The sequence below is a fragment of the Vibrio floridensis genome (genome assembly GCF_021852965.1).
GTDB lineage: Bacteria > Pseudomonadota > Gammaproteobacteria > Enterobacterales > Vibrionaceae > Vibrio > Vibrio floridensis.
In genome coordinates this window covers 111,566-131,998 of sequence record NZ_JAKGCY010000004.1, presented here as the reverse complement: position 1 = coordinate 131,998, position 20,433 = coordinate 111,566, and the positions used below count along the sequence as shown (strand labels likewise).

The window sequence follows — 20,433 nt, the reverse complement described above, 5'->3', positions numbered from 1 at the left end:
ACGCTGACAGATGGCTTCTACTAGTAGTGAGAAGGGGTTTTGTAGAAATGGTTTTCGACCAAGCGTTGTGTAAGAGGATGCTGTGGATCGCTCAACACGAATTGCGTATCTCCAGATTCCACCACTTCTCCATCATGCATCACCATCACTTTATCGGTGATGTGTTTAACGATACCGATGTGTTGTGATACGTAGACAAACGATACGCCCATCTCTTCTTGCAGTTCTAAAAAGAGGTTGATGATTTGTGAGCGCATTGCCATGTCTAAGCCGTTTAGCGCTTCGTCGGCAACGATGATAGAGGGTTGTAGAATCAAGGCTCGTGCTAAGCAGACACGCTGTTTTTGCCCGGTTGCCAGCATTTGCGGATAAAAATAGGCGTGTTCGGGTAACAGGCCAACCCGCAATAGCGTGTCTTTAACCCGTTTTAGACGTGCTTCTGGTGGCATATTGGTGTTTCGCTTGAGTGGACCTTCCAAAATACGCCCGATTTGAATACGTGGATTCAACGAGGTGTTGGGATCTTGGAAAATCATCCGAATCAGTTTGCAGCGCGTGGCGTAATCTCGGTGCTCGAGTCGCTCGCCGTTGACACGAATTTCGCCAGAAGTCGGTTCCACCATGCCCGCCAGCATACGGGCTAGTGTTGATTTCCCTGAACCATTTTGGCCAATAAAACCAATGGTTTGACCCGCTTCGAGCGTAAAGCTGACCGGTTTGACCGCTTGTTGTACTCTGCGTTTAAACAAGCCCGAACGCGTGACAAAGTTCTTGGATAGGTTCTCTACCTCTAACAAGGCACTCATGAATCTTTCTCCGTGTTAAGAGGGAAATGACAGCTAAACTTATGATTTTTAATGCGGCGTGCATAAGGGATCTCCACACACTGGCGCTGTGCATAAGGGCAGCGTGGCCCCAAACGGCAGCCAATAGGCAAATGCTGCAATGGCGGGATCGACCCCGGTAGAGACTGCAACTTTTGTTTGTGAGGAATCCAGTGGCTAAAATCAGGCATCGCTTTCAATAGCGCAGCGGTGTATGGGTGCTTTGGCGCCTCCAAAATACTATCTGTATCAGCAGACTCTACTGATTGCCCACAGTACATTACCGTAATACGGTTAGCCCATTGGGTAATATTGGTTAAGTCGTGGCCGATGAGCAGAATCGTGGTGTTGTTCAGCTGATTCATACGACTTAGCAAACGCAGAATCTGGTTCTGAGTGATTGGATCTAAGTCATTAGTGGGTTCATCGGCAATCAAGAGCTTAGGTGCGGTGGCTATTGCCATCGCAATCATCACTTTTTGACATTCACCATCTGTAAGCTCATAAGGATAGCTCTTCATTAAGCGTACATGGTCTTTAATCCCAACTTTGTGGAGAAGGGCAATGGCGCGTTTCTTACGCCATTTGAAACGTTCCCACCATTTTCCGTCAAAAGTGCGTGATGGAATCGATTCAATCAACTGCTTACCCACTTCTTCAGACGGGTCAAGACAGGTGGATGGCTCTTGGAAAATCATTGCGATGTCGCGAGCAATGACTCGTCGACGCTCACTTGGCGTGAGTTGCAGCAGATCAATGTTGCCCAATCGCATACGGTCGGCGGTGACTTTCCAGTTGTCTTTACATACCCCAACGATGGCTTTGGCGACTAAGCTTTTACCCGAGCCTGATTCGCCAACGAGACCGCGAATTTCACCTTCATTTAGCGTGAGGCTCATGCGGTCAACGGCTTTTACTAAGCCTTGCGGTGTCTCAATTTCGATCGTCAAATGACGAATATCCAATAACGGCATTATTCGATCCCCGCATTGAGTGCTCGGCGTACGCCATCACCGACAAGGTTGATAACGATAACGGTAAACATAATGGACAAACCAGGCAGTGTTACGGTCCAAGGCGCGAGATAGATCAGCTCCACGGAATCGCCAAGAATTGCGCCCCATTCGGTGCTTGGTGCTTGTGCCCCCAACCCCAGAAAGCCAAGCGCGGTGATGTCTAATATGGCCACAGAAAGGGCTAAAGTAATCTCAGTGGCAATGACAATCAGCACATTGGGTAAAATCGAGTTCCAAAGCAGGTAAAAGTTGTTGGCGCCATCAAGGCGTGCCGCCATCACGTAGTCTTTCTCAACTTCAGTATGCACTGCAATATAAACCGAACGAATAAAACGCGGAATAAGCGCCAGCCCAACGGCCAACAACACGGTGAATTCACCCACACCAAAGAACGCGACAAAGATGATCGCCAAAAGCAGTGATGGAATGGACATGACCGTATCCAGTAAGTGGTTCAACGTACTGGAAAGAAGTCCGCGTGTCATCCCGGCAAGAACACCGATAAAGCAGCCAATGATGGCGGCAATGGCGGTGATGATGATCGCGGCGCCTAAAGTGGGTTGAGCTCCCATAATCAGTCGCGAGAGGATGTCTCGGCCCAAATCATCAGTACCAAGAAAGTACTCGACTGTTCCTGCAGGGCTCCATGATGGCGGTACCAGCAATTGCGCGGTTTGCTGCTGAGGATCATGTGGAACCAACCAAGGTGCGCTGATGGTAACCAGCAACAACAAGATCAAACACCACAATCCAAACATGGCTAGATTATTATTGCGGAAACTACGCCAAAAGCGCTCAAATTGAGTCGGAATATGCTCTTCCTGGTAAACACTATCGGTTAGCATACCATTCCTTCCTTACCAGTGGATTGATGATTGCGCCAATCAGATCCGACAAAATGTTGGCTGTGAGTACTAACGTCGCTACGACCATCACTCCCGCTTGAATCGACACGTAATCGCGATTAGAGAGCGCATCTAATAGCCAACGACCAATACCCGGCCAGTTAAAAATCGATTCTGTGATGATAGCCAGTGTTAACATGCTAGAAAGCTGTACGCCAACTTTAGGGATAATAGGTGGGATGGCGTTACGTAACACATGCTGAGTGACAATTTCACGGGTAGTCAAACCTTTAATTCGAGCGGCGCGAATATAGTTTTTGCTCATCACATCTGCGACCGAGGCTCTCATCAATCCGATCACTTGTGTGGTTGGCGCCAGCGCCAAGACCAAACAGGGCAGCACCATATGCTCAATGACGCTCTGCAGTGCATGAGCTTTGTAAGGCCCTTTAGCAAGAAACGCATCGATGATGGCAAAACCAGTTACGTGTTTGATTTCATAAAGTAGGTCATAGCGCCCAGAGACAGGAAATATCTCGAAATGGAGAGAGAACACCATCAGCATCAATAGTGCGACCCAAAAGAGCGGGGCTGAGTAGCCAGACATGGAGACAAAAGAGATGGTGGTATCGACCCACTTGCCTTGCTTCATGCCCGCAATCGTGCCAAAGGGGATACCAATAAGCAGCGCGACCAAAAAGGCAAAGAAACACAACTCTAGGGTGGCAGGGAAAACAACGGCGAGTTCATCATAGATTGCAACGCCATTTTTACTCACGCCAAAGTTTAACTGTGCCAGCTCAGAAAGATAGATAGACCAACCATGCCAATAATCTGCTTGAGCCCATACCGATTCTGGGTCTAAGCGTAAGATCGAAAAACCAACCATGGTTAAAATGGCCAGTGTAATTACAAATAGATTTAAGCGTCGTACTGTATACCAAAACATCAGTAAACTCTCTCTACACTGTCAAATGGTTGGGAGTTAAATGGGCTGGATTTAAAGCCAATCAACGATTTGTCGTGAGCTCTGAACTGAACGCCGTGTGCCAATGGAATCACTGGAAATTCTTCATTGAGAATGTTCTGTGCTTGGCGATATAAGTTTAGGCGATATCGACTTTTCTCTGTTTCCAACGCCAAATCGAGTAAGAAATCGAAGTCGCTGTTGCACCACATGGCTACGTTAATCCCCGCTCTTTCAGAGCTGCAAGAAAGCAGTGGGCGTAAGAAGTTATCCGGATCGCCTGTGTCGCCAACCCACCCAGTGAGAGACAAATCACCTTGAGAATGATCAACGGTTACGCGCTCGGTTCGTTCATCAGTGATCAGAATCAGTTCAATGCCGATATCAGCCAAGTTAGACTGAATCAGTTCGGCGGTTTTACGTGGACTTGGATTATAAACACGTGGTTCGAGTGGTACCCACATAGTAAGTGATAAGCCTTGCTCGTACCCAGCTTCACGCATTAGCGCAAGTGCATAGTTACGATCAAAGCGCACTTTGACACTGTCTTTTTGGTATGCCCAAGAGTTCGGTGGCAGCAAGGTGTACGCCTTTGTTCCTGTTCCATAGTAGACGGAGTCGAGGATATTTTGTCGGTTGATCGCGAGGTTCAACGCTTGGCGCACACGCACATCTTTTAGTGCAGAATGGCTGGTATTGATGGCGATAAACGCCACATTCATCGCCGGCGTTGCCGTCAGTTCCATATTGGGGTTGTTTTCAATAATCGGGATCTGGCTGGAGATGGGGGAGCGCAACACATCGCACTCGTTACGCAGTAGTTTGGCAAGCGTGCCCGTACCACGTTGTGAAATATCGAAAACCACTTGTTCCATTTTTACCGGGTTCCGCCAATAGCCTTCGTGGCGACGCAAACGAACCAAATCGTTGATCTGATATTCCTCCAATAAAAATGGGCCACTGCCAACGGGATACATATCGATACGCTCTTTTGTATCGGCAGCCGCCAACTGATTCGCATACTCCGCAGAAAGAATGACCGAATGGGTGGTAGCGAGGTTGGATAAGAAAGCAAAATTGGGACGGCTGAGCGTAAATTTTACTTGGCGATCGGAGATCGCGACAACATCCACAAGTAAGTTGGCTAAATCGATGCCCGCAAACCAAGGGTAGTGACCACCACCGACGAGGTGGAAAGGATGAGATGGGTCGATTATTCGACGAAAACTGAAAACAACATCTTCTGCGTTTAACTGACGGGTCGGGGCGAACCATGCTGTGGTTTGAAAAGTGACATTTTTGCGTAGGGTAAACGTGTATTCTGTACCTGTTTTATTGACCTTCCAACTTTCAGCAAGGCTCGGAATGGGCTGATGTGTTTGTGGATCAAGCGTTAAAAGGGTATCGAAAATCTGCGGGCTGAGAGTGTCTGCCGTAATACCGCTATCAATCAACTGAGGGTTGAAGGTTTTAAGATTGCTTTGCCCACAAAAAACAAAGCCAGTTTGGCGTACTTCTTTGTGGTCAATGTCTTTGCCACACCCGGTTAATAAGCTAAAGCCTAATAATCCCAATGTGAGTTGTATTAGTGTTTTCATAAAATGAAACGTATCGTATGAATGTACGCCTTTGTCAGCGCCAAAAGATCCGGCTAATTTACCATTTAATTTACCTTGCTCCAAACAGAAATTCGTTTTTCAGCAAAGCGTTAAGTAAGCGTATTTTCTTTGAGTTAAGTGTAACACCTTGCCGACAAATTGCTGGTGGACCTAGGTCTAGTTTTGTCCGACCAAAGCGTATTTTCTCACCATACCTCGGAACTGGTGATAGCTGAGCCCTAAAAGATCGGCGGCTTGGCGCTGGTTGAATTTACTGGCTTCCAAGGCTTGATTGAGTAGCTTGATGTCTTGCTCTTCCTGCCACTGTTTGTAATCAATGGGAAACGAAATCTCGGTCGTTGCTGGCGAAGAGACTTGATCGTTGCTTGTTGAACTTGAAGCAGTACTTGATGCATTCGGTTGCTCTTGTTCGGCCTTTTCGCTCTCCCATCCGGTAGCGAAGGGATTAAAAATCAATTCATCAATCGGATCTGGGTTCAGGCCGTGACGATAAATGGCACGTTCCACCACGTTTTTCAGCTCTCGAACGTTGCCCGGCCAGCGATACGCAATCAGTTGTGAACTCGCATGGGACGTGAAGCCAACAAAGTAATCGAGTTTGAGTTCGCGGCACATTTTTATCGCGTAGTGCTCGGCGAGCAACAAAATGTCCTCTTGGCGCTCTCGTAATGGCGGTAGCGTAATGACATCAAACGCGAGTCGGTCGAGCAAGTCAGCGCGAAACTGACCTTCTTCGGCCATTTTTACCAGATCCGCATTGGTCGCACACACCAAGCGAACGTCCGCGGTCAGTGGCTGATGGCCACCCACGCGCTCATACTCACCGTATTCGATCACTCGTAACAATTTTTCTTGTACCATCAAAGGCGCAGTGGCCAGCTCATCAAGAAACAGGGTACCGCCTTCTGCACGTTCAAATCGCCCCTTATGTTTCCCCTTTGAGCCCGTAAAAGAACCGGATTCATGGCCAAACAACTCGGAGTCGATTAAACCTTCAGACAAGGTGGCACAGTTGAGAGAGAGTAGGGGCTTATCCCAACGTTTAGACAGGTAATGCAAGCGCTGAGCGATCAGTTCTTTACCTGTGCCTCGCTCACCAATGATCAAGATTGGACGCTCAATCGGTGCCAGTTTTGACACTTTGTCGAGGACAGACAGAAAGGCAGGTGATTCTCCGATCAAGTTTTGCTTCATAAGTTCCTTCTTAGTGAGCGTTTGGGAAACGAAATTGGTTAAATTCACCAATATTTGGTGAAAATCATCATAGCATAGGTTCGGTGAGAGACAAGTTGAATTCTATTTTATTGAAAAATAAAGAAAATCAACTTTGGCATGCTTCTTGTTATAACGTTAATAACTAGAACACTGACTGAGTGCATTTTTAGACAAAAGCACGATATCGAGACTAATAGAGGAGTTCCATCATGGGTATTTTTTCTCGTTTTGCAGACATCATCAATTCCAATATCAGTGCGCTGCTGGATAAAGCAGAAGATCCGGAAAAAATGATTCGTCTCATCATTCAAGAAATGGAAGACACGCTGGTCGAAGTGCGTACCAACTCGGCGAAAGCCATTGCGGATAAAAAAGAGCTCGCTCGTAAAGTGGAAGCAATGGAAAGCCAAATTTCGGATTGGCAACAAAAAGCGACATTGGCGCTGACTAAGCAACGTGAAGATTTGGCGCGTGCAGCATTAATTGAAAAGCAAAAGCTACAAGACTTGATCAAAGGTTTGCATACAGAGCAAACTCTTGTGGAAGAAACCATTGAGAAATTGACTGGCGAAATTGGCAAGTTGGAAACCAAAATTGCCGAAACGCGCGCGAAGCAGCAAGCTTTGATGATCCGCAATCAAACGGCTTCCAATCGTCGTGATGTTCAGCGTCATTTGAGTTCCGGCCGCACGCATGAAGCGATGGCAAAGTTTGAGCAATACGCTCGTAAAGTGGATGAGCTGGAAGCCGAAGCGGATCTCTACGCCAACTCAGGTTCATCAAAATCATTGGAACAGGAATTTGCTGAGCTTCAAGCTCAGGATGAAATTGAAAAAGAGTTGGCAAAGTTAAAAGAACAAGTGAACTCACAACAAAAATAAGCAAAGGAGCCATCTATGACGACATTTATGATTGCAGGGCCATTAATCGTATTTCTGATTTTTGTCGCACCACTGTGGCTATTTCTTCACTATCGCAGTCAGCGCAAAGTAGGTAGCGGTTTGTCGGACATAGATTTGCAGAAGTTGGAGTCTTTGTCCGGTCAAGCGGAAAAGCTTCAATCACGCATAGACACCTTGGAACGTATCCTCGATGCGGAAAACCCAAATTGGAGACGTCGCTATGAATAGTCGAGAGCTCTACCGTGACCCAGTCAACGGCAAATTGAGTGGTGTCTGCGCGGGTATTGCAAACTACTTGGCCATTGAAGTTTGGTTGATTCGAATCCTAGTGATTTCTGCGGCGCTGTTAGGCGGAAGTTTTCTGGTTATTCTGGCGTACGTTGCCCTGACATTTATGTTGGAAAAGCAACCAATCCAGTACCAAGAGGATTTAAAAATGCGTCATGACCATAAGCTCAAAGCCAAACCTTGGCAGCAAGGGCAAACGGCGGAATCCTTGTTGGCGATCCTTGAAGCGGATTTCAATCGAATTGAAAACAAAGTGCGTGATATGGAAGCGTATGTCACTTCCGATACCTTCAAAGTGAACCGTGAATTTAACAAACTTTAAGTTTGTTTTAGTAAAAATAACCCTTCTTGGGCAATTTTCATGAGAGCAAGGTTTAACCTTGCTCTCATTTTATTAAATTTCAGATATTTACAAAGCTGTTAACTGGAACAAAATCATAGTTTCATCTAAGGTATAGAGAACATTTTCTAACAGGATGATAACCATGAGAAAAGCATTGGTTTTTCTTGCTGTCGCCACAGCATTGGGAGGATGTGGTCGAGAGCTTCCTCCTATTCCCGAACCCGATTCGCGGCCTGCCAAGTTGTTCACGGTGTCGGTGGGTGACGCCAAATTTGAACGAACTTTTCCTGCTGTTTCTGAAGCGGGTGATAAGGCAGTTTTAACATTTCGTGTCCCTGGACAATTGCAGACCATTGATGTTACTGCAGGTCAAAGAGTGACAAAAGGGCAGGTTTTAGCCACCTTGAACCCAGATGAGTACGCTTTGCTGGCAAAACAAGCGAGAGCGAATTTTAAACTGGCGGATGTGCAATATGAGCGCTACAAAAAGCTTCGCGCCGATAAGGTGGTCTCTGAGCAAGACTTCGATCAAGCACAAGCCAACCACAACTCTGCGCGCGCTACGTTAGAGCAAGCTGAGGCCAACCTTCGTTACACTAAGCTGATTGCACCTTATGATGGCACCATTTCTCTTATTCCAGCTGAAAATCACGAATACGTTGCGGCCAAACAAGGTGTAATGAATATCCAAACCAATCAATTGATGAAGGTGATTTTCCAGTTGCCAGATCATCTATTGGGCCGTTTCTCTCAGGGTGTTGAGCCGAACGCGGTGATGCGTTTTGATGCATTCCCAGGGAGTGAATTCCCACTGCGCTTCCAAGAAATCGATACCGAAGCGGATACCAAAACCGGCAGTTATAAAGTCACTATGATCATGGAGCGTCCTGCCGATCTTGGAGTGCTCCCCGGTATGGCTGGTAGTGTCCACGTGAGTGCCAAATCTCAATCTGCCACACAAATCCCTACCTCTGCCATCTTTAAGCAAGATGAGAAAAAGTATGTTTGGCGAGTGAATGATCAGAGCATTGTTGAGCTCGCGGAAGTGGAGCTTAACGACGAGCGCGAAGTGGTTAATGGTCTCAATGATGGTGACCAAATCATTATTTCTGGTGTCAGTGGTATCGAGTCAGGGATAAAAGTTCGTGAATGGGTTAAAGAGCGAGGGCTATAACGTGAATAAATGGATTGGTTTAACCGCGTTGTCCGCCGCTTTACTGTTAGCCGGATGTGGGCAACAAAATCAGCCAGCCGCTTTGGCTGACCCAAATGTCAAAATTGTCTCGTTGACTGACGAAGAGATGATCGACAGCCTCTATTTCCCTGCTGTAGCAAACGCTGCAGAACGTTCTCACCTCAGTTTTCGAGTCGCCGGAGAAGTCAGGAGCTTATACGTCAAAGAAGGGGATAGGATAAAAAAAGGCGATGTGATTGCTGAACTTGACCCCACTGATTACCGCTTGGACGTGGATAACGCGCAAGCAAGGTTCTCGGTAGTGGATAGCCAGTTTAAGCGCTCGGAGCCGCTGGTGAAAAAAGGGTTACTGGCAAAATCTCAGTTTGATGAGATCGCTGCGCAGCGCCAAATTGCACTGGCTGAACTTGAATTGGCAAAACTGCGCCTCTCGTTTACACAGTTAAAAGCACCTGTTGACGGCATCATTTCACGAGTCAGTGTTGATCAATTTGAAAACGTTCAAGTTGGGCAGCAAGTGGTCAACATTCACAGTGTTGATGAAGTCGAAATCTTAATTCAGCTTCCCGATCAGCTGTATGTCAATCAGCCCACCAGAGAAAAGCTTGAGCAAGTTGATGCCCTAGTTCGTGTTCGCAGTGGAAATGAGTACTCGGCAAAAATCAAAGAGTTCACCACAGAGCCCGATCCAAAAACAGGCACCTTTACGGTCACGCTGACCATGCCGATGCCGGAAAAAGAGTACATCTTAGACGGCATGGCCGTTGAGGTGACTTCACGAGGAGAAGGTGTCGGGCTGGAGCTGAACTCGGGTATTCGTGTACCGATTGAGGCCATTTTTAATGCTGATGGGGATGAGCTGAATCGAGAGAAAAAATTTGTTTGGGTGTTAAACGCGGACAATAGCGTTAGCAAACGTCAAGTCGTTGTAGGTAAAGCGTCGAAAGAGAGTGCGCAAATTATTGAGGGGCTAACGCATTCAGAGCAAGTGGTGGTGGCGGGTATCGCACGACTGCGCGACGGCATTAAAGTGAATGTGATTTCTCAGGAGGCGAACAATGAGTGATAAACCAGTAGTGTCGCCTCAAAGCGATGATGAAGTAACGGGCGTCGCAGCGTATTTTATTCGAAATCGTGTGATTAGTTGGATGATTTCGCTGATCTTTTTGATTGGTGGGGTGGCTGCGTTTTTTGGTTTAGGTCGTTTAGAAGATCCGGCCTTTACCATCAAAGACGCAATGGTGGTGACTTCCTATCCGGGTGCCACACCTCAGCAGGTTGAAGAAGAGGTGACTTATCCGCTTGAGAAAGCGATTCAGCAATTAACTTATGTGGATGAGGTTAACTCCATTTCCAGCCGCGGGTTATCTCAAATCACTGTGACCATGAAAAACAATTATGGTCCGGATGATCTGCCACAAATCTGGGATGAACTGCGTCGTAAAGTCAACGACCTTAAAGGTCAGCTTCCTCCCGGAGTGAATGACCCGCAAGTGATTGATGACTTTGGTGATGTGTACGGGATTTTACTTGCAGTCACCGGTGATGGTTACAGTTACAAAGAACTGCTGGATTATGTCGATTATTTAAGACGTGAGCTCGAACTGGTCGATGGGGTCAGTAAAGTTTCCGTCACTGGACAACAGCAAGAGCAAGTGTTTATCGAGATATCGATGAAGCGTTTAAGTAGCTTAGGTATTTCACCAAACACGGTCTTTAACCTGCTTTCGACGCAAAACGTGGTGTCTGACGCTGGTGCGATCCGAATTGGCGATGAATACGTTCGTATCCATCCTACGGGTGAGTTCCAAAACGTCGATCAGTTGGGCGATCTCATTATCACCGAAAGCGGTGCTCAGGGATTGATCTATCTTCGCGACGTGGCTGATATCAAACGTGGCTATGTTGAAGTGCCGAACAACATCATCAACTTCAATGGCAAACTGGCGTTGAACGTCGGCGTTTCTTTTGCACAAGGTGTCAACGTGGTGGAAGTGGGTAAATCCTTCGACCGTCGCCTAGCAGAACTGAAATACCAGCAACCGGTTGGCATTGATATCTCCGAGATTTATAGCCAACCGAAGGAAGTGGATAAGTCGGTCAGCGGATTCGTGGTGAGTTTGGGGCAAGCAGTTGCGATTGTTATTATCGTCCTGTTGTTCTTTATGGGCTTGCGCTCTGGCCTGTTGATTGGTTTGATTTTGCTGCTCACGGTACTGGGTACCTTCATCTTCATGCAGTATTTCAAGATCGACTTGCAACGTATCTCTCTCGGCGCGTTGGTTATTGCGCTGGGGATGCTGGTGGATAACGCCATTGTGGTGGTTGAAGGGATATTGATTGGCACGCAAAAAGGCCGAACGCGTCTGCAGGCAGCGACCGACATTGTCACGCAAACTAAGTGGCCGCTCCTTGGGGCGACGGTCATTGCGGTGACCGCATTTGCTCCTATCGGTCTGTCTGAAGATGCGACAGGTGAATACTGTGGCACTCTCTTTACCGTGTTGCTGATTTCTCTGATGCTGAGTTGGTTCACTGCGATTTCTTTAACGCCTTTCTTCGCCGATATTTTCTTTAAAGGCCAGAAAGTGAATGTGTCAGAATCGGGCGAAGAAGTGGACCCGTATAACGGCATGATCTTCGTGGTATACAAGAACTTCTTAGAGTTCTGTATGAAGCGAGCTTGGTTGACTATGATCGTGTTGGTGCTGGGTTTAGGCGTCAGTTTGTACGGCTTTACATTGGTTAAGCAGGCATTCTTTCCATCGTCGACCACGCCAATGTTCCAAGCCGATATTTGGCTGCCGGAAGGGACGGACATTCGAGCGACTAACACCAAGCTTAAAGCGTTGGAAAGCTGGTTAGCCGAACAAGACAATGTCGAGCACATCACGACCACAGCGGGTAAGGGTTTGCAGCGTTTCATGCTGACCTACGCACCAGAGAAGAGCTATGCCGCGTATGGTGAAATTACTACGCGTGTCACCAGCTATGAAGCCCTTGATCCTTTGATGGCGAAATTCCGCCAGCATGTCAAAGAGAACTTCCCTGAGATCAACTACAAATTGAAGCAAATTGAGTTAGGTCCAGGCGGTGGTGCGAAGATCGAAGCGCGCATTATCGGTTCGGATCCAACGGTATTGCGTTCAATTGCCGCTCAGGTGATGGATATCATGTACGCCGATGCAGGGGCAACCAACGTTCGCCACGACTGGCGTGAACGTACCAAAGTGCTTGAGCCACAGTTTAACGAAAGCCAAGCCAGACGTTACGGCATCACAAAGTCGGATGTGGACGATTTCCTTGCCATGTCGTTTTCGGGAATGGCGATTGGTATTTATCGTGATGGCACGACGTTAATGCCGATCGTTGCCCGTTTACCAGATGAAGAGCGTGTGGATATTCGTAATATCGAAGGGATGAAAATTTGGAGCCCGGCGTTAAGCGAATTCATTCCTCTTCAACAGGTGACGTTAGGCTATGAATTGCTTTGGGAAGACCCAATTATTGTGCGTAAGAACCGCAAACGCGTGCTGACGGTGATGGCTGATCCTGACATTCTTGGTGAAGAGACCGCGTCAACGTTACAGAAACGTTTGATGCCACAAATCGAAGCCATTCAACTGCCACCAGGTTACTCTCTGGAATGGGGTGGGGAATATGAATCCTCTCGTGATGCACAAGCGTCGCTCTTTACCACCATGCCGATGGGTTACCTGTTTATGTTCTTGATCACTGTGTTCTTGTTTAACTCAGTGAAAGAGCCATTGATCGTGTGGCTGACGGTGCCTCTAGCGGTGATTGGGGTAACAACTGGCTTGTTAGCGCTCAATACGCCATTTGGTTTTATGGCGTTACTCGGCTTCTTAAGCTTGTCTGGCATGCTGTTGAAAAACGGTATCGTATTGCTTGATCAGATCGAAATAGAGATGAAGTCAGGCAAAGATCCGTATGTTGCGGTTGTGGATGCTGCGTTGAGCCGTGTTCGCCCAGTCTGTATGGCGGCGATCACCACGATTCTGGGCATGGTGCCTCTGTTACCCGACATTTTCTTTAAGCCGATGGCAGTCACCATCATGTTTGGTCTGGGTTTTGCGACAATCCTGACACTGATTGTCGTGCCAGTGTTGTATCGTCTCTTCCACAAAGTGGCGGTGCCGAAATAATGAATCGGCCTAGGAATCTAAACGCCTTCACCTTGTGAGGGCGTTTTTATAAGGAGTTAGATGATGGCAGAACAAAAAACATGTGCGTGGGCGATGAATCACCCTTTAGAACGTGAATACCATGACGCGGAATGGGGTAAGCCTGTTTACGACGACACCATACTTTTTGAGTTCATGACGCTAGAAGGTGCACAGGCAGGATTGAGTTGGATTACGATTCTGAAAAAACGTCAAGGTTATCGAGAGGCATTTGAAGGCTATGACCTCAAACGACTCGCGCAACAGGGAGAGCAAAGGGTTGAGGAGATCATTGCTCAGTACGATGTGGTGAAACATCGTGGGAAAATTGCGTCGGTGTTTAGTAATGCACGCGCTGCATTAGCGCTTCAAGAAGAGTTTGGTTCACTGTCTAACGCTTTGTGGTCGTTTGTCGACCATCAGCCGATTGTTAACCAATGGCAATCCATGGATGAAGTGCCTGCGGTCACTGAGCAATCCAAAGCGCTCAGCAAGTTTCTTAAAAAGCGTGGCTTTAAGTTTGTTGGAGAAACCATTTGCTATGCCTTCATGCAGGCCGTCGGGATGGTCGATGACCATTTAATTCACTGCCCCAGCAAAGCATGCAGATAAAAAACAGCCCCGCAGAGATGAGGGGCTGTTTTATATGCATAGCGGGGAGCGCCTAACGAGGTAAATCGCCGCTAGCTAAGAGAGGTTTCTCTTTCAAGAATCAATGCGTTATAACGTTCAAGCCCCGCTTCGAGATCGGCAATTAGGTCTTCGACATTTTCTAAACCAATATGCAGGCGGATCAAGGTACCTTCAAAGTTCGGATTGGCGACAGTACGTAAGCTTGAGAAACTCTTTGGTTCATTGGCCAAAATTAAGCTTTCAAATCCACCCCACGAATAGCCCATGCTGAAGTGTTTCATTCCATCGAGCAGCGCTGTGGTTGCACGAGGGTATGAGGTCTTCAATACAAAAGAAAACAGGCCATTACCGCCAGTGAAATCACGGTTAAAAAACTCGTGACCAGGGCAGCTCTCCAATGCTGGGTGGCGAACATGGTCCACTTCTGGTCGGGTTGCGAGCCATTGCGCTACTTTTAGGCTGGCTTGTTCGTGTTGACGCAAACGTACATCAATCGTTCTCAGACCACGCAGACCAAGGTAGGCGTCATCCGGTGAGACGCACTGTCCCATCAAATAACTTTGCTCACGCAACTGATCCCAATAGGGCTCGCTTGCGACAGCGGTTCCCAACATCACATCCGAATGGCCAACAATGTACTTCGTTGCTGCTTGAATCGAGATATCTACACCATGCTCGAAAGGTGAGAAGTTGACACCGGCACCCCACGTGTTATCCAACATCACGATGATACTGTGCTCATGCGCAATACGTGCGAGAGTAGGGACATCTTGCACTTCCATGGTAATAGAGCCGGGAGATTCCAAAAACAGCACTTTGGTATTGGGTTTGATGAGCTCACGAATGCCTTCTCCAACCATCGGATCGTAATAGGTGGTTTCTACCCCCATTTTTTTCATGATCTTATCGCAGAAATCGCGAGTTGGTTCGTAGCAGGTATCGACCATCAGAATGTGATCACCGGTTTCGACGAAGGAAATAATCGCGTTGGAAATGGCGGCGGTGCCACATGGGTAAAGTGCGCAGCCGGCACCGCCCTCAATTTGTGTCATCGCTTCTTGAAAGGCGAAGTGGGTATGAGTGCCGCGACGTCCGTAAAAAAGTGTTTTGTTGGCTCGATTGACGGTCGCGTGGTGTTTGTCTGCCACTGTGTCAAAAACCACCGTCGACGCACGCTGAATTGGCGGGTTTACCACGCCATTAGTCCATTTTTTATCGCGTCCAGCGGTGACCAGCTTGGTTTGTTTGCCTTCCGACATGTTAATTCCTTGTCTATGAGAGAATGCCCTATTTAAAACATGGAGCGTATAGGCTTGGCAAGGGTTGCAAAGCAAAAACATCCCCGACAAGGGGATGTTTTCAAGTTGTCACTGTGGGTGAGTTTCACAGCAAAGGATTAAAGAGGTAGTAGAGTCGCTCTAAAAAGCGCGAGTAAAGCGAGCGTTTGTTCCATTCGCTCAGATGAACAGGATGAGCGCGCGATTTGTAGTTTTGTTGTAATTGGTGCATTTGTTGGGTGAAATGCTCATCATCTACCGCCAGTGTGACTTCAAAATTGAGCCACAAACTGCGCATGTCGATGTTGACCGTCCCGACGAGACAAAACTCTTGGTCGATCACGACGGATTTAGTGTGCAGCAATCCACCGTAAAATTCGAAGATCTTCACGCCCGCTTCCATAAGTTCGCTATAAAACGACCGTGATGCCCACTGAACCATTAAAGAATCATTCTTATGAGGAATGATCAACTGAACGTCGATACCACGTTGAGCGGTCATTTTTAACGTGTCGAGCAGATTGATACTCGGCACAAAGTAAGGTGTGGTAATCGTGACCGAGTGATTCGCTTGGTTGATGGCGAGAATCAACACTTGAGAAATCAAGTTCTCTGGCATGCCGGGGCCCGATGGAACCACTTGAATGGGGTTTTGGTATTGCGTCGAGTCTAACGGGCATTCAGGCAGTCTGGGTAATTGGCGATGTCCAGTTTCTACTTCCCAATCCCAGCAATGAATGGCGGAAAGCACGTTCACCGTTGGACCAGTCAAACGCACCATGATATCCACCCATTGCCCAACGCCGCTGCTTTGTTTGAAGTAGGCGGGGTCGACCAAATTCATTGAACCTGTGTAGGCAATCTCATCGTCGATAACGATGATTTTTCGGTGTTGTCTTAAATCGAGACGACGTAGAAAAATACGCCATGGGCTCACTTCTAGCGCTTGTACCACGTGAATGCCTGCGTTCACCATCATCTGATGCCAATGGCTACGGAAAAATCGTGGACTCCCCGCTGAATCCAGCAACAGTTTGACATCCACACCTCGTTTGGCGGCTTGGATAAGCGCTGAAGCGACAGAATCCGCTAAGCCTCCAGGATGCCAGATGTAAAACACCATACGAATACTACTTTGCGCGTTTTCGATATCTTGAATGACGGAATGAAGAATCTCTTCAGGCGAACGTTGCAAAGAGAGCGTGTTGCCGCTGAGTGCGGGTAAGCCCAGCCGAGTATTGCACAATTCGTCAATACGATAGATATGGCGTCCCATCGACTCTGGCGCATGGGCTTGGCAGTCATTCAGTTGCGAGAACCAAGTGGCAAAGGGGGCAAACATCTCTTTGGCACGCTCGGCTCGTTTGCGGCCTAGATTTAGCTCACCAAACAGAAAATAGCAGGCGACGCCCAGCACAGGGAGAATGTAAATGATCATTAGCCATGCGAGCGAAACGCTCACGGCACGACGCTTTAACACGACACGGAACGTCACACCAGCAATCAGGACCCAATAAAGTCCGATCCCTGCGAGGGTGAGAAAATGGTAGAACTTGTCCATCGCTATCTCGTAGAAACTAGTAAACGATTCAGATAGTAAGCTGAAATAGAAAAATTAGAAATAGCAGCCTCAATAGAGAACCGAGTTCATATAGCGAAAAGTTGTAAAGATTTTGTAAAATTAAGGTTGATGAGGTGTTTGTGGCTAAAAAATCAGCACTTAATCGCGATAATGAAAGATAAGGTGGGAAAATAGACTGTTCGGGCTTCCAATTTTATTCTTAAACTGTTTTACTTGCTAGCAGGATGACGTCAAGCGAACAATGTTCGTGTGTAAAAAATTTTGTACATAACCTATTTAGACGCTCATCTGGATGCAAACACAACATATTTTTTGGAGATAGAGCGTGGATATGAGTAATACAAGTGCAGCACCACGTGACACGTGGGGGTCTAAACTAGGCTTCGTGATGGCAGCCGCAGGCTCTGCGGTCGGTTTAGGCAATATATGGAAGTTCCCTTACACAGCAGGTGAGAGCGGCGGCGGTGCATTCGTTGCGATCTACCTATTTTTCGTTATTTTTATCGGCTTTAGCGTAATGCTCACTGAGTTTGCGATTGGTCGTAAGACAGGTCTTTCTGCAGTTGGCGCATTTAAGTCAACGGATCGTCGTTGGACGTTCACAGGCGTATTAGGTGTATTCAGTGGTCTATTGATCATGGGTTTCTACCCAGTGGTTGGTGGCTGGGCACTGGCTTACATCTTCAAAGTGGGCGGTGGTCTATTAAGCACACCAGACACCATTGGTTCGAGCTTTGGTGCGTTTATTTCCGATCCGGTTCAACCTTTGCTTTGGATGGGTATCTACCTACTACTAAACATCGTAATTGTTATGCGTGGTGTTTCAGGTGGTATCGAGAAAGCGGGCAAGGTCCTAATGCCACTGCTATTTATCATCCTCATCATCGTATCGGTGAAAGGTTTGATGTTGCCAGGCGCGATGGCAGGTCTTGAGTTCCTGTTTATGCCGGACTTCTCAAAAGTAGACAGCAATGTTGTGCTGGCCGCTCTAGGTCAGGCGTTCTTCTCACTGAGCTTAGGTATGGGTTGTATGATGACCTACGGCTCTTACTTGAAGAAGCAAGAAAACCTTGTACAAACCACGGGTATGGTTACTGCGATGGATACCGGTGTCGCTATCCTAGCGGGTGTCGCAATGTTCCCAGCGATGTTTGCTTTTGGTATGGAGCCAGCAGCTGGCCCAGGTCTTGTATTCGTTGTTGTGCCTCAGTTGTTCTCTGAAATGGGTGGCGTTATTGGTCTAGTTCTGGCGCTCCTGTTCTTTATCGGTTTGACTGTAGCAGCACTGACTTCTTCCGTTTCTCTTCTTGAAGTGGTGGTTTCTTACCTCATCGATGAGAAAGGCATGAAGCGTTCAACGGCTGTCATCTCATCAAGTGTTGTGATGGCGTCTTTGTGTATCTTCGCTTCACTGTCGCTAGGTGGTGTGGGTCCAAAACTGTTTGATACTGGTGCATTTGATATCTTCGACTTGCTCACTGATAAAATCTTCCTTGCAGTGGGTGGTATGTTGGTATGTATCTTTGCCGGCTGGCGTTTGAGCCGCGAAGATCTTGAAAAAGAGATCACCAACGACGGCAAAGTTTCTTTCCCACTATTCGGTGTTTGGTACAACCTAGTGAAGTACATTATCCCTGTAGCGATTGCCATCGTAGCAGTGATGGGCATCAAGTCGGGCTTTGATAGCGGCAAAGGCGAGATCATGGTTCTTGGTATTTCCATCTTCGTCTTCGCAGGGCTACTGTCGAAGAAACTCTAAATTCAAATCCGTTTGAGTGATAAAAACCTCCTTCAAAAGGAGGTTTTTTTTTGCGACGCGTCACACTAAACATATTGATTAGCTTGTCGATATAAATGGTGATTGTTCTATTTATATTAAGAAGGGAAGTGTTGTGAAGATGTCAGTCAGGAAAAAGCTCTACGCTGGTTTTGGCAGTATTTTAGCCATTATGCTGGTGATGGTGACGACGATTTGGATAGAAGTGACGGAGTCGCATTCTGTGGCCAATGAAGTGCGTCAAGACGATGTACCAGAAGTGGTTTACTACTTAATTTTGGTGGATGAAGCGGGAGACGTCTACCGTGATGCGATGGGGGTTGTGACAGGCGTAGAAGGCGCAGCACAAGACTATCGAGACAATAAAGGTGAATTTGCCGCTGCACTACGCGAGGTGCGTAAACTCGAAACGCCAGGGGGAGAAGATGATCGCCGCCTTGAGAAAATTGAATCGTCCATGAAGCAGTTTACTGACGCATTTGAAGCTCAAATTTTGACGAAAACCCAGCAAGGCGTGATCGATGAGTCACTGATCATTGCGTTGCGTGGCCTATATCAAACCAATTTAATTCCCATTGAAAACATGCTTGATGAGGCATCAGAGGAAGAAATTGCGGGTGCAGATGCGGCCATGGGGGCCTTAGAGGACTCTCTGTCTAATATTGAGCGTACCATCATGATACTCACAGCGATTGGTATCGTCCTAACATGTACCATTGCTTATCTGCTTTCGAATTCGATTACCGTGCGCTTGAGTAAGCTAGATGAAGTGGCTCAACGTGTTGCTGGTGGCGATCTCACCGCAGAAGATATTGAAGATCGTTCAGGCGATGAGTTGGCTAACCTTGCCGCATCCGTCAATAAAATGCAGCATTCGCTTGTGAGTCTCATTGGCTCAATCTCTTCGGTCACCCGTGAAGTGCAAGTGGTGACTGGCGATCTCAATAATGTGAGCCGAGACATTGTTCAGGGCGCATCCGCGCAAGCTGACAAAGCGAATTTGATTGCCACCGCAGCCGAAGAGCTTAGCCTCACGATCTCTGAAGTCGCGCAACAAGGCACCTCAACGTTTGAGGAAGCCAAACGTTCAGAGTCTTCAGCCGAAGAAGGGCGAAAAGTGATCGTCGATATGGTGGCGAGCATTCAGCAAGTCTCTCAGCAAATGAGTGATATGTCGGTACAAATGAACGCACTAGGAACACATAGCGAACAAATTGGTAGCGTGATTAAGGTGATTGAAGATATTGCAGCGCAAACCAACCTTTTGGCGTTGAATGCGGCGATTGAAGCGGCCCGCGCTGGTGAGTTTGGCCGTGGTTTTGCGGTGGTAGCAGATGAGGTTAGAGCGTTAGCTGAAAGAACCACCAAAGCGACCAAGGAAGTGGCAGATATCATTCAAGCCATTCAATCAGGGACGCATGATGCGGTGACTTACACTCAAGACAACTGCCGTTTGGTTGAAATTGGTGTTGAGCAAAGCCAAGGTGCAGTCTCGTCGCTAGAGGCGATCGTGGCTGGAGCGGCGAATGTGCAAAGCATGGTGAATTCTATCGCGACCGCCGCAGAGGAACAGACCGCCGTGACCAAAGAAATCGCCTCTGACATCACGGCCATCAGTGACATCTCAGAGCAATCTCTTGCACTTGCCAATCGCAGCTCAGCCAGCGTGGCGGGGCTGGGAAGCAAAGTGGCACAGCTTGAACAGTTGATTGGTAAGTTCCGTATCGCGTAACACCGACGCACTCTGGCTCTTTGGCTGGTATTCA

17 protein-coding genes are annotated in these 20,433 nt (G+C 47.5%); 9 read left to right on the top strand and 8 right to left on the bottom strand.

The window, feature by feature from the left end; genetic code table 11:
* Positions 1–20: 20 nt before the first annotated feature.
* The 6 genes from LZU85_RS08835 to pspF form a co-directional block, all read right to left on the bottom strand.
* Positions 21–806 carry a peptide ABC transporter ATP-binding protein gene (locus LZU85_RS08835; RefSeq protein WP_237286899.1) on the bottom strand — a complete coding sequence of 262 codons (786 nt, stop codon included), beginning with the start codon at positions 804–806 and terminating at the stop codon, positions 21–23.
* Positions 803–1,798, bottom strand: a complete 996-nt coding sequence (locus LZU85_RS08830; protein WP_080535974.1) for a peptide ABC transporter ATP-binding protein — start codon at positions 1,796–1,798, stop codon at positions 803–805. The genes LZU85_RS08835 and LZU85_RS08830 overlap by 4 nt, the downstream gene beginning before the upstream one ends.
* Complete coding sequence (gene sapC, locus LZU85_RS08825; RefSeq protein ID WP_176297326.1) at positions 1,798–2,685, bottom strand: putrescine export ABC transporter permease SapC; 888 nt, start codon at positions 2,683–2,685, stop codon at positions 1,798–1,800. Before sapC ends, LZU85_RS08830 begins: the two co-directional genes overlap by 1 nt.
* Positions 2,672–3,634, bottom strand: a complete 963-nt coding sequence (locus tag LZU85_RS08820; protein ID WP_176297327.1) for an ABC transporter permease — start codon at positions 3,632–3,634, stop codon at positions 2,672–2,674. The genes sapC and LZU85_RS08820 overlap by 14 nt, the downstream gene beginning before the upstream one ends.
* Positions 3,634–5,250, bottom strand: coding sequence for an ABC transporter substrate-binding protein (locus LZU85_RS08815; protein ID WP_176297328.1), 1,617 nt, complete (start codon positions 5,248–5,250; stop codon positions 3,634–3,636). The genes LZU85_RS08820 and LZU85_RS08815 overlap by 1 nt, the downstream gene beginning before the upstream one ends.
* Positions 5,251–5,427: 177 nt before the next feature.
* Positions 5,428–6,465 (bottom strand): phage shock protein operon transcriptional activator, encoded by a 1,038-nt coding sequence (pspF, locus tag LZU85_RS08810; RefSeq protein WP_237286898.1) that lies wholly within the window; start codon positions 6,463–6,465, stop codon positions 5,428–5,430.
* Positions 6,466–6,695: 230 nt separating this feature from the next.
* On the opposite strand from pspF, the gene pspA reads away from it, so the two are divergent.
* From pspA to LZU85_RS08775, 7 genes are all read left to right on the top strand, one after another.
* Positions 6,696–7,367 (top strand): phage shock protein PspA, encoded by a 672-nt coding sequence (gene pspA, locus LZU85_RS08805; protein ID WP_011080701.1) that lies wholly within the window; start codon positions 6,696–6,698, stop codon positions 7,365–7,367.
* Between the two features lie 15 nt (positions 7,368–7,382).
* On the top strand, positions 7,383–7,616 hold the full coding sequence (pspB, locus tag LZU85_RS08800) for an envelope stress response membrane protein PspB (RefSeq protein WP_011080700.1): 234 nt from the start codon (positions 7,383–7,385) through the stop codon (positions 7,614–7,616).
* A complete protein-coding gene (gene pspC, locus LZU85_RS08795; RefSeq protein ID WP_080933266.1) occupies positions 7,579–7,998 on the top strand; it encodes an envelope stress response membrane protein PspC in 420 nt (139 codons plus the stop codon). Before pspB ends, pspC begins: the two co-directional genes overlap by 38 nt.
* Before the next feature lie 163 nt (positions 7,999–8,161).
* The gene (locus tag LZU85_RS08790; RefSeq protein ID WP_237286897.1) at positions 8,162–9,193 is read left to right on the top strand and encodes an efflux RND transporter periplasmic adaptor subunit; all 1,032 of its coding nucleotides are present in this window, start codon (positions 8,162–8,164) and stop codon (positions 9,191–9,193) included.
* The gene (locus tag LZU85_RS08785) at positions 9,165–10,280 is read left to right on the top strand and encodes an efflux RND transporter periplasmic adaptor subunit (protein WP_080932308.1); all 1,116 of its coding nucleotides are present in this window, start codon (positions 9,165–9,167) and stop codon (positions 10,278–10,280) included. The genes LZU85_RS08790 and LZU85_RS08785 overlap by 29 nt, the downstream gene beginning before the upstream one ends.
* Positions 10,273–13,380 carry an efflux RND transporter permease subunit gene (gene vmeI, locus LZU85_RS08780; RefSeq protein WP_206624309.1) on the top strand — a complete coding sequence of 1,036 codons (3,108 nt, stop codon included), beginning with the start codon at positions 10,273–10,275 and terminating at the stop codon, positions 13,378–13,380. The genes LZU85_RS08785 and vmeI overlap by 8 nt, the downstream gene beginning before the upstream one ends.
* A 60-nt stretch (positions 13,381–13,440) precedes the next feature.
* Positions 13,441–14,010 carry a DNA-3-methyladenine glycosylase I gene (locus LZU85_RS08775; RefSeq protein WP_206624308.1) on the top strand — a complete coding sequence of 190 codons (570 nt, stop codon included), beginning with the start codon at positions 13,441–13,443 and terminating at the stop codon, positions 14,008–14,010.
* A gap of 71 nt (positions 14,011–14,081) precedes the next feature.
* On the opposite strand, the gene LZU85_RS08770 is transcribed toward LZU85_RS08775, so the two are convergent.
* Together LZU85_RS08770 and cls are read right to left on the bottom strand one after the other, a co-directional pair.
* A complete protein-coding gene (locus tag LZU85_RS08770; protein WP_206624307.1) occupies positions 14,082–15,290 on the bottom strand; it encodes a cystathionine beta-lyase in 1,209 nt (402 codons plus the stop codon).
* A gap of 124 nt (positions 15,291–15,414) precedes the next feature.
* Positions 15,415–16,869, bottom strand: coding sequence for a cardiolipin synthase (gene cls, locus LZU85_RS08765; RefSeq protein ID WP_039553367.1), 1,455 nt, complete (start codon positions 16,867–16,869; stop codon positions 15,415–15,417).
* A 352-nt stretch (positions 16,870–17,221) separates the two neighbouring features.
* Between cls and LZU85_RS08760 the strand changes: the two genes are divergently transcribed.
* Together LZU85_RS08760 and LZU85_RS08755 are read left to right on the top strand one after the other, a co-directional pair.
* Complete coding sequence (locus LZU85_RS08760) at positions 17,222–18,649, top strand: sodium-dependent transporter (RefSeq protein WP_026060822.1); 1,428 nt, start codon at positions 17,222–17,224, stop codon at positions 18,647–18,649.
* Positions 18,650–18,782: 133 nt separating this feature from the next.
* Positions 18,783–20,399 (top strand): methyl-accepting chemotaxis protein, encoded by a 1,617-nt coding sequence (locus LZU85_RS08755; RefSeq protein WP_206624306.1) that lies wholly within the window; start codon positions 18,783–18,785, stop codon positions 20,397–20,399.
* Positions 20,400–20,433: the final 34 nt, after the last annotated feature.